The 9,420-nt window shown below is 69.6% G+C and carries 10 protein-coding genes; 2 read left to right on the top strand and 8 right to left on the bottom strand.

The features are described 5' to 3' along the window. Positions 1-93 precede the first annotated feature (93 nt). From ACN6LB_RS31280 to ACN6LB_RS31250, 7 genes are all read right to left on the bottom strand, one after another. A complete protein-coding gene (locus tag ACN6LB_RS31280) occupies positions 94-279 on the bottom strand; it encodes a hypothetical protein (protein WP_445028784.1) in 186 nt (61 codons plus the stop codon). Positions 280-349: 70 nt separating this feature from the next. Further along, positions 350-937, bottom strand: a complete 588-nt coding sequence (locus ACN6LB_RS31275) for an ArsR/SmtB family transcription factor (RefSeq protein WP_356147549.1) — start codon at positions 935-937, stop codon at positions 350-352. Between the two features lie 145 nt (positions 938-1,082). Next, positions 1,083-2,048: a glycine betaine ABC transporter substrate-binding protein gene (locus tag ACN6LB_RS31270; protein WP_445028783.1), complete on the bottom strand. Its 966-nt coding sequence runs from the start codon at positions 2,046-2,048 to the stop codon at positions 1,083-1,085. Then, the gene (locus ACN6LB_RS31265) at positions 2,045-2,929 is read right to left on the bottom strand and encodes an ABC transporter permease (protein ID WP_445028782.1); all 885 of its coding nucleotides are present in this window, start codon (positions 2,927-2,929) and stop codon (positions 2,045-2,047) included. The genes ACN6LB_RS31270 and ACN6LB_RS31265 overlap by 4 nt, the downstream gene beginning before the upstream one ends. Continuing rightward, positions 2,926-4,206 (bottom strand): betaine/proline/choline family ABC transporter ATP-binding protein, encoded by a 1,281-nt coding sequence (locus tag ACN6LB_RS31260; protein WP_356147561.1) that lies wholly within the window; start codon positions 4,204-4,206, stop codon positions 2,926-2,928. The genes ACN6LB_RS31265 and ACN6LB_RS31260 overlap by 4 nt, the downstream gene beginning before the upstream one ends. After that, positions 4,199-4,846 (bottom strand): ABC transporter permease, encoded by a 648-nt coding sequence (locus tag ACN6LB_RS31255; RefSeq protein WP_356147565.1) that lies wholly within the window; start codon positions 4,844-4,846, stop codon positions 4,199-4,201. Before ACN6LB_RS31255 ends, ACN6LB_RS31260 begins: the two co-directional genes overlap by 8 nt. Before the next feature lie 215 nt (positions 4,847-5,061). Then, the gene (locus ACN6LB_RS31250) at positions 5,062-5,535 is read right to left on the bottom strand and encodes an Lrp/AsnC family transcriptional regulator (protein WP_356147571.1); all 474 of its coding nucleotides are present in this window, start codon (positions 5,533-5,535) and stop codon (positions 5,062-5,064) included. A gap of 157 nt (positions 5,536-5,692) precedes the next feature. Between ACN6LB_RS31250 and hppD the strand changes: the two genes are divergently transcribed. Continuing rightward, a complete protein-coding gene (gene hppD / locus ACN6LB_RS31245) occupies positions 5,693-6,838 on the top strand; it encodes a 4-hydroxyphenylpyruvate dioxygenase (protein ID WP_445028781.1) in 1,146 nt (381 codons plus the stop codon). Positions 6,839-6,953: 115 nt separating this feature from the next. Next, positions 6,954-7,823 carry a phage baseplate protein gene (locus ACN6LB_RS31240; RefSeq protein ID WP_445028780.1) on the top strand — a complete coding sequence of 290 codons (870 nt, stop codon included), beginning with the start codon at positions 6,954-6,956 and terminating at the stop codon, positions 7,821-7,823. 28 nt (positions 7,824-7,851) lie between these two features. Here the strand turns inward: ACN6LB_RS31240 and ACN6LB_RS31235 are convergent, their stop codons facing one another. Further along, a complete protein-coding gene (locus ACN6LB_RS31235; RefSeq protein ID WP_445028779.1) occupies positions 7,852-9,387 on the bottom strand; it encodes a tetratricopeptide repeat protein in 1,536 nt (511 codons plus the stop codon). Positions 9,388-9,420: the final 33 nt, after the last annotated feature.

Below are 9,420 nucleotides of genomic sequence, written 5' to 3'. Positions count from 1 at the left end.
CCCCAAGTACGTCCAGTACGAGGGCCTTCGTCCGGCACGCCGAGGGCACGCACCGAACACCGCGGGCACCGCACAGGACTTTCAAAACACCCCCTAGTGGGCCATCGCCACCTTGGGTGCGGAGGCGAGCCGGAGGCCGACCTCCACGAGGGCCCAGCCGAGGCGGGTGCGGAGTTCGCTCGGACGCCTGGCCTCGGTGGCGAGCCGGTGGGCGTCGGCCTGGGCATGCAGCTCGGCGGCGCGGACATGGTGCAGCTGGAGGTGGGTCTCGGAGTGCATCGGGGTGACCTTTCTCGGTCGTAGGTTCTCAGTTCCGGGTTCTCGGCCCTGAGCGCTGAGTTCTGCGTTCTCAGTCCGTGGTGAACGGGAAGACGTGCGTGTGCAGGCGTACCTGCTCGGCCTCGGGGGTTCCCTCGGCGGGCGCACGGTCGCGGTAGCTCTCGACCAAGTCGTGCATCTTCTGGATGAGTTCAGCCGTGAGGTCGGGCGTCAGCCGTAGCGTCATGTCGCTCATGTCGGTGGCACGGGTCCACTCCGCGGACCAGTCGTCCCGGGTGCCGAGCCACGTCGACAGCTCCCTGGTGTGCGTGGTCGCGATCTCGTGCAGGAACGTGTCCACGGCTCCCCGGACGGCCGGGTCGGAGTCCTTGAGCATGCTGTCGTCGAAGATCAGGCCCTGGGCGGCGGCTTTCCACCAGCGTTCGCGCCCCTTGCCGTGCTCCGGCGCGTCCTCGACGAAGCCGTGCGCGGCGAGCTGCCGGAGGTGATAACTGGTCGCCCCGCTGGACTCGCCGAGGCGCTCGGCGAGCTGTGACGCGGTGGCCGGTCCGTGCTGACGCAGGGCGCTCAGCAACTGCATCCGCAGCGGGTGGGCGATGCCACGCAACGAACGGGCGTCGAGCGTGCGGTACTGGCGCGGTTCCTGCTGCTCCGTCATGCGTACAAAGATAGCGTTGCAAAGGACAGGTTGCAACGGTTTCTTTGCAACCAACTCTTTGGAACTCGCCGCCCGTGACTCGCCGCCCGCGACGCACCGCCCGTGACGCGCCGCCCGCGACGCACCGCCCGTGAAGCAGGGAACCTCACCCCTCCTTCACGAACCCCTCCTTCTTCATCCAGTCCAGCGCCACCTGATGCGGGTCCTGCCCATCCACGTCCACCTTGGCGTTCAGGGTCTGCGCCACCGTGTTGTCGAGCTTCTTGGTGATCGGGTCGAGGACCTCGGCGATCTCCGGGTGCTCCTTCAGGGCCTTGGAGTTGATCTCGGGGGCGACGTTGTAGTTGGGGAAGAACTTCTTGTCGTCCTCCATCACCGCCAGGTTCATCGACTTGATGCGCCCGTCGGTGGTGAAGACCTCGCCGTACGTACAACTCCCCTTCTTCACCTGGGTGTAGATGATCCCGGTGTCCATCTGCGTGATGTTCCCGGCGGGCAGGCTCATCCCGTACTTCTTCTCCATGCCCGGCAGCCCGTCCGCGCGGTTGGCGAACTCGCTCTCCACGCACAGCGTGACCGCGCCGGGGTCCGACTTGGCGAGCGCGGCGACGTCGGACAGCGTCTTCGTGCCGTACTTCTTGAACTTGGCCTGGTTCATGGCGAGCGCGTAGGTGTTGTTGAGGCGGGACGGCGGCAGCCAGGTCAGCCCGTTCTTCAGGTCCGCGTCGTGCACCGCCTGCCACTGCTTCTGCGGGTCGGTGATGGGCTCGCTGTTGCCCAGGTACGTGATCCAGGCGGTGCCCGTGTACTCGTACATGCCGTCCGCGTCCCCGTTCTTGACGGCCTCGCGGGCGCCGATGGACCCCTGGATGCCGGTGCGGTCCAGGACGTCGGCGCCGGCCGCCTGGAAGGCGATGCCCATGATCGCGCCGAGGATCAGCTGCTCGGTGAACTCCTTGGACGTGACGGTCAGATGGGCGCCCTTGAGCGGTTCGCCCTTCCCGATCGAGCCGGGCACCACGTCGTCGACCATGGGGGAACCGCTCTGCAGGCCGCAGCCGGAAGCCAGTACGAGTGCCCCCGCGAGGGTGAGGACCAGTGGGTGCCTCATGATCCCGCCTCCAACCCGCGTGGCTTGAGCAGGAGTTCGGCGAGCGACGCCAGCCAGTCCACCAGCAGCGCGAGGGTGATCGTGAGGATCGAGCCGAGCACCAGCACCGGCATGCGCTGAGTGGTGATCCCGGTGGTGATGAGGACACCGAGTCCGCCCCCGCCGCCGAAGGTGGCGAGGGTCGCCGTGCCGACGTTCAGGACCAGCGCCGTCCGTACGCCCGCCAGGATCAGCGGGACGGCCAGCGGGAGTTCGATCCGCCTGAGGACGCCCAGTGGCGACATGCCGATGCCGCGGGCCGCCTCCAGGAGGGTCGGGTCGTTCGCCTTCAGGCCGGCGATCGTGTTGGAGAGGACCGGCAGGACGGCGTAGATGATGATGCCGATCAGGGCCGCCTTCTGGCCGGTGCCGAGCCAGATCACCAGCAGGGCGAGGAGGCCGATCGCCGGGGTGGCCTGCCCCATGTTGGCGAAGGCCATCGCGACCGGCGCCGCCTTCCGGAACGCTCCCCGGGTGAGCAGGATGCCCAGCGGGATCGCGATGATCAGCACGAAGAACGTGGAGATCGCGGTCAGTTGGATGTGCTGCCGAAGGGCCTTGCTCACCTGGCCGCCCGAGAGCGCGTTCTCGGAGATCGGGTCGAGGTCGGCCTGCGCGAACCACAACCAGGTGGCCAGCAGCACGGCCACGAGGAAGGCGGGCAGGAACGTCAGCTTCTGCCAGGTGATGCGGCGCGCGGGCCCGCCGGACGGGCGCCCGGCCCCGGTCCCGCTCTCACGGTCGCCGTCGACGTCACTGCCGTCCTCGGCGTCGTCACGGAACGCGAGCCCCTTGACCTCGTGCTCGCCCTCGGGCCGCCGGTGCGACGGGGGAGTGCTCATGCCCTCGTCTCCCCGCCGTCGCCTTCCTGCTCCTCGTGGGTCAGCTGGGCGCGTGCCTCCTCCAGATCGTGCTGGTGCTCCATGGCGTCCAGCCGGTCGGCCTCCAGGAGCTCGTGCACGGAGTTCATCAGCGTCTCCATGTCGACGACGCCGGTGTACTCGCCGCGCCGTCCGGTGACCGCGACCCGGCCGGTGTTGTCCGTCAGCACGGCCTCCAGCGCGTCCCGCACCGTGGCGTCCCTGGTCACCGTGTCGTGCACCAGCGTGCCCGCCCTGGCGAGAGAACCCTTGGCGCGCATGAGGTCGCCGCGTCTGAGCCACTTGTAGGGGCGGCCCCGCTTGTCGAGCAGCAGGATCTCGTTCGTGCCGCTGGTGCGGAGCTTGTTGAAGATCTCCTGGAGCGGGTCGTCGACGGTGACCGTCGGATAGTCCGTGATCTCCACGTCCCGTACGCGCGTCAGGTTCAGCCGCTTCAGTGCCGCGCCCGCGCCCACGAACCCGGACACGAAGTCGTCGGCCGGGTTGGTGAGGATCGCCTCCGGGGTGTCGAACTGCGCGATGTGCGACCGCTCGCGCAGGACCGCGATCCGGTCGCCCAGCTTGATCGCCTCGTCGAAGTCGTGCGTGACGAACACGATCGTCTTGTGCAGTTCGTGCTGGAGCCGGATCAGTTCGTCCTGGAGGTGGTCACGGGTGATCGGGTCGACCGCGCCGAACGGCTCGTCCATCAGCAGAACGGGCGGGTCGGCGGCCAACGCCCGGGCCACGCCCACGCGTTGCTGCTGCCCGCCGGAGAGCTGGCGCGGGTAGCGGCCGTGGAACTCGCCGGGATCCAGCCCGACCAGGTCGAGCATCTCCTCCACCCGCGACCTGATCCGCGACTTCGACCAGCCGACCATCTTCGGTACCAGCGCGATGTTCTGAGCGACCGTCATGTGCGGGAAGAGCCCGGAGGACTGGATCGCGTACCCGACCTTGCGGCGCAGCTTCACCGGGTCCATGTCGGTGACGTCCTCGGCGCCGATCCTGATCCGGCCGCCCGTCGGCTCGATCAGCCGGTTGATCATCTTGAGCGTGGTGGACTTCCCGCACCCCGACGGGCCCACGAAGACGACCAGTTCGCCCGCTCTGATCTCCATGTTGACGTTGTCGACGGCCGGGTCGCCGCTGCCCGGATAGCGCTTGGTGAGGTTCTCCAGCTCGATGGTGGCGCCGGTCGTGCCCTCGTCCGCCGGCGCGGGACCGGGAGCGGCTGCGGGCGTGGAAGTCTCAGACACGGATCCCCCTGGGAATGGTCAGCCGTCCGATCAGGACGTACGCGGCGTCGAAGAGCAGCGCCAGGACGATGATCCCGAGCGTGCCCGCGAGCACCTGGTTGAGCGCGTTCTTGCTGCCCAGGGAGCCGATCCCGCGGAAGATCTCGTTGCCGAGGCCGGGCCCGGAGGCGTAGGCCGCGATGGCCGCGATGCCCATCAGCATCTGCGTCGAGACCCGGATGCCGGTGAGGATCGGCGGCCAGGCGAGCGGCAGCTCGACCCGGAACAGGCGGGCGATCCGAGACATCCCGATGCCCTTCGCCGCGTCCACCAGCGACGGATCGACCCCGCGCAGGCCCACGATCGCGTTGCGGACGACCGGCAGCAGCCCGTACAGCGTCAGCGCGATGACCGTGGGCGGCACGCCCAGGCCCACGATCGGGATCAGCAGACCGATCATGGCGAGCGAGGGGATGGTCAGGATCGTGGACGTGGTCAGCGTGGCCAGGTTGCCGGCCCACTCGCTGCGATAGGTGACAACGCCGAGCAGTACGCCGATCACGGTCGCGATCACCATGCACTGGAAGACGGCACTGGCGTGCTGGAAGGCGTCGGTGAGCAGCTGCTGGTGGCGGTTTCCGAGATACTCCCAGAAGCTCACGCGCACTCACCTCGGACGACTAGGGGGTGTTTTGAAAGTCCCGCACAGCACCCACGGCGCCCGGCACGCACCCTCGCCGCACCGGCCGAAGTCCCAAGTACGTCCAGTACGAGGGCCTTCGTCCGGCACGCCGAGGGCACGCACCGAACACCGCGGGCACCGCACAGGACTTTCAAAGCACCCCCTAGGTCGGCTGCTCCGCTGCTCGGTTTCCGTCAGTCGCGGTCCTGCGACGCCTGCTCCACCAGCGGGATGATCCGCAGCGGAACGGGGTTCTCCATGACGATCGCCGTGGCGGCCCGGACAATGCCATCAAAACCGACAACGCGGTCGATCACCCGCTGAAGATCAGCGTTCGAGCGGGCGACGAGACGGCACAGCATGTCCCCGCTGCCGGTGGTGGTGTGCAGCTCCAGGACCTCCGGCACACTCGCCAAGTGCGCCCGTACGTCCGGGCCTTGGCCCTGCCGGATCTGCAGGGTCGCGAACGCCGTGACGGGGTAGCCGAGCGCCGCCGGATCCACCTGCGGGCCGAATCCGCGGATGACGCCATTCGACTGAAGCCGGTCCAGCCTGGCCTGCACGGTGCCGCGCGCGACCCCGAGCCGACGGGACATCTCCAGCACGCCGATGCGCGGCTCCTCGGCCAGCAGCACGATGAGCCGGCCGTCCAGAGCGTCGATCGCCATACGAGTCCTCCGGTAATGCCCTTGGTGTGTGTTCCGTACGCCTTCGAGATGGTCATCATGTACAGAAAGCCCGGCGATACGGGCTGATGACTGAGCGGATTGTCCATCCAATACACAAACTATTGCGCACCTTGTGGATCGGAGAGAGCCTGCGGCCATGACTCAGACAACCCACCACACCCCCGACACCGCACGGCAGGCAGACCCCTTCCCGGTCAAGGGAATGGACGCGGTCGTCTTCGCCGTGGGCAACGCCAAGCAGGCGGCGCACTACTACTCCACCGCTTTCGGCATGCAACTGGCCGCCTACTCCGGACCGGAGAACGGCAGCCGCGAGACCGCCTCGTACGTGCTCACCAACGGCTCCGCCCGCTTCGTGTTCACGTCGGTCATCAAGCCCGCCACCCCCTGGGGCACCTTCCTCGCCGAGCACGTCGCCGAGCACGGTGACGGCGTCGTCGACCTCGCCATCGAGGTCCCGGACGCGCGCGCCGCCCACGCCTACGCCGTCGAGCACGGCGCCCGCTCGCTCGCCGAGCCGTACGAGGTCAAGGACGAGCACGGCACGGTCGTCCTCGCGGCGATCGCGACGTACGGCAGCACCCGTCACACGCTCGTCGAGCGCACCGGCTACGACGGCCCCTACCTCCCCGGCTACGCCGCCGCCGACCCGATCGTCGCGCCCCCCGCCCACCGCACCTTCCAGGCCATCGACCACTGCGTCGGCAACGTCGAACTCGGCCACATGAACGAGTGGGTCGGCTTCTACAACAAGGTCATGGGCTTCACGAACATGAAGGAGTTCGTGGGCGACGACATCGCGACCGAGTACTCCGCGCTGATGTCGAAGGTCGTCGCCGACGGCACGCTCAAGGTCAAGTTCCCGATCAACGAGCCCGCCATCGCCAAGAAGAAGTCCCAGATCGACGAGTACCTGGAGTTCTACGGCGGCGCGGGCGTCCAGCACATCGCGCTCAACTCGGGCGACATCGTCGAGACGGTCCGCACCATGCGCGCCGCCGGGGTCCAGTTCCTCGCGACCCCGGACTCGTACTACGACACCCTCGGCGAGTGGGTCGGCGACACCCGCGTCCCGGTCGACACGCTCCGGGAACTGAAGATCCTCGCGGACCGCGACGAGGACGGCTACCTGCTGCAGATCTTCACCAAGCCGGTCCAGGACCGTCCGACCGTCTTCTTCGAGATCATCGAGCGGCACGGGTCGATGGGCTTCGGCAAGGGCAACTTCAAGGCCCTGTTCGAGGCGATCGAGCGGGAGCAGGAGAAGCGCGGAAACCTGTGAGTTCGGCAAAAACGTAGCGGTTGTTGATCACTTAACTTGCAACCGGCGAACGTGAGTTGACACTCTCAAGTCCTGTGGGTGCCGAAGGGGCGCCCACAGGACTCGGGGGGACACAGTGACCGCTCCGATCAACCTCGCCGTACCGTCCGCCCGCTGGCTGCGCCAGAAGGGCACGCTCAAGGAGCCGACGGTGCTCCAGTCGTTCGCCTTCGACGAGCCGAACAAGCATCTCTACGTCCTCCAGGTCACCGTCACCGGGCGCCCGACCGGTGACCTGTGCCTGAACAAGCTCGACCACCAGGGCAACCGGCTGGGCCACATGTACCTGAAGGGCTTCGGCCACGGCGTCAGCATGGGCGTGCAGCGCGACGCCTCCGACGGCAGCACCTGGATCTGGACCGAGGCCGACGCCCACAACGGCTACGGCCGGGGCGTCACCCGCTTCCACTTCGCGAACGGGGCCGTCCGCACCGGCGCGGACGTCAGGATCCGCCATCCCATAGCGGGCTCCGTCAACAACCAGCCCTCGGTCTGCACGACCTCCCGCCGGATCGCCGTCCGCTACCGCAACGCGGCCGACGAGCCCCGCTACCGCGTCTGGAACCTCGACGCCTTCGTCGCCCGCGACTACAGCGACCCCCTCACGGACTTCGCCCAGACCGGCGCCCACCCCGACCCGAGGATCCCCTTCCAGGGCTACGCCCTGTACCGCGACTGCGTCTACCAGCTGGCGGGCACGGCGTACGACCCGAAGACCAACCCGGCCGCCCGGCGGGGCAACGCCCATGTGTCGAGCCTCGACATCCACACCGGGGAACTCCTCCAGCAGGAGCGCACCGAGGCCGGCTACACGCTCGTGGGCCGCGAACCCGAGGGCCTCGCCGTGCGCCCCGGGCCTGACCCCCGCGTGTACATCGGCCTCGCCTCGGGCCTCGTGGGAGCCCGCCGCTTCTCGATCTACTACAAGCAGGACAAGGCCTCCTAGCCCGAAGGGCCGGCGAAGGGCCCTGCGCTCAGCGCGAAGCCCCGCGCTCCGGGCCGTTCGGCCTCTGCGGGCCGTCCGAGGAGCCCGGACGGGTCTCCGGCTCCGCCGGTCCCTCCGCGGCAGGCTCGCCCAGGGACACCAGGGCCGCCTTGGCGAGAGGCACGAACAGCGGGGAGAAGTACGGATTGATGCGCAGCGCCTCCGCCAGATGGCGCCGGGCGGGCCCGGCCCGGTCGAGGTCACGCTCGATCTGCCCCCGGTGATACGCGTACAAGGCGCTGCGCACACCGCCCCCGTGCTCCTTGTCCATCGCCCGCTCGGCGAACCCGAGCGCCTCCTCGTCCTCCCCGGCCCGGTGCAACGCCCACCCCAGCGCGTCCGCGACAGCGATCCCCGGCCGGCGCTGCCACTCGGCACGCAGCAGCCGCACCGCGGCCGCCGGATCACCGTGATCGGCCTCGAACAACCCGAGGAGCAGGTCGCCGTTCACACCCGCGGCCGCCGCCGCCCGTACCCGCGCCCGCAGCACGTCGTACTGCGCACGCGCGGCCCCGCCGAGCCCCGACGCCTCGTACAGCTCGCCCAGTTCGAGGGCGTACCGCGGCTCGGGCCGCCCGGCGAGGGCGCGCTGATAGGCGTGCAGTGCCTGCGGCGTACGGCCGAGTGCCGCGAGCGCGCGGCCCTGTCCGGCAAGCGCCCCCTGTTCGCCGGGATCGGTGCGCAGCGCGGCCTCGTAGTGCCGCAGCGACTCCTCGGCGTCCCCGCGCTCCCAGGCGAGCTGCCCGGCCTGCTCCAGACAGGCCGCCTGTTCGGCGGGGGTGCGCGCGAGGGCCGTCGCGTCGGCGAGCGCGGCGGCCGCGTCCTCGCGCCAGCCGCGGTCCCGGTACACCCCCGCGGCCCGCGCCATCACGGTGGGCCCGGTGCGCAGGTCGAGCAGCTTGTCGAGCGCCCGGCGGGTGGCCCGGTAGTCGCCGAGCCCGGTGTAGGAGTCGATCAGCAGGGGATACGTCGTCCACCGCTTCGGTGCCGCCTGAGCCGCCGCCCCGGCCCACTTCAGCCCGGCCGCGAAGTCGCCCCGAGCGTTGGCGAGCGCGGCGAGCCCGTCGAGCGCCGCCACGTTCCCCTTCGGCCGCACCCGCAGTGACGTACGCAGCGCCTTCTCGGCCTTCGGGTAGTACACGGGCGCCGCGGTCCGCCGCGCCCGCTCCACGTACGCCGTACCGAGCACCGCCCACGACTGCTCGTCGCGCGGATGCGCCCGCAGATGGGCCTCACGGTCGCGGATGAGCACCGCCAGGTCGGGCAGCGCGGCGGGCGCCCCGGCCCCGACGGCCGTCATGGCCCGCGCCACCGGACCCGGCGCGGGCGGCACCGCCCTGTGCCGCTCGGAGGGCAGCAGCACCAGCACCCCGCCGAGGACGACGCACCCGGCGACCACCCCGATCAGCGCACGCTTCACGAAGGGGCCCGGGCGCGCCCCCGGACGCAGCGCCTCGGCCCCGATGCCGGTCTGCGTGGCGGTCTCCATGGCGGTGTCCGGGCCGGTCTCCATGCCGATCTTCATGGCGATCACTGTGCGTCAATACGAAGACCACAT

The organism is Streptomyces sp. SAS_270, from assembly GCF_052543295.1.
This window is presented reverse-complemented; position numbering and strand designations above follow the sequence as displayed.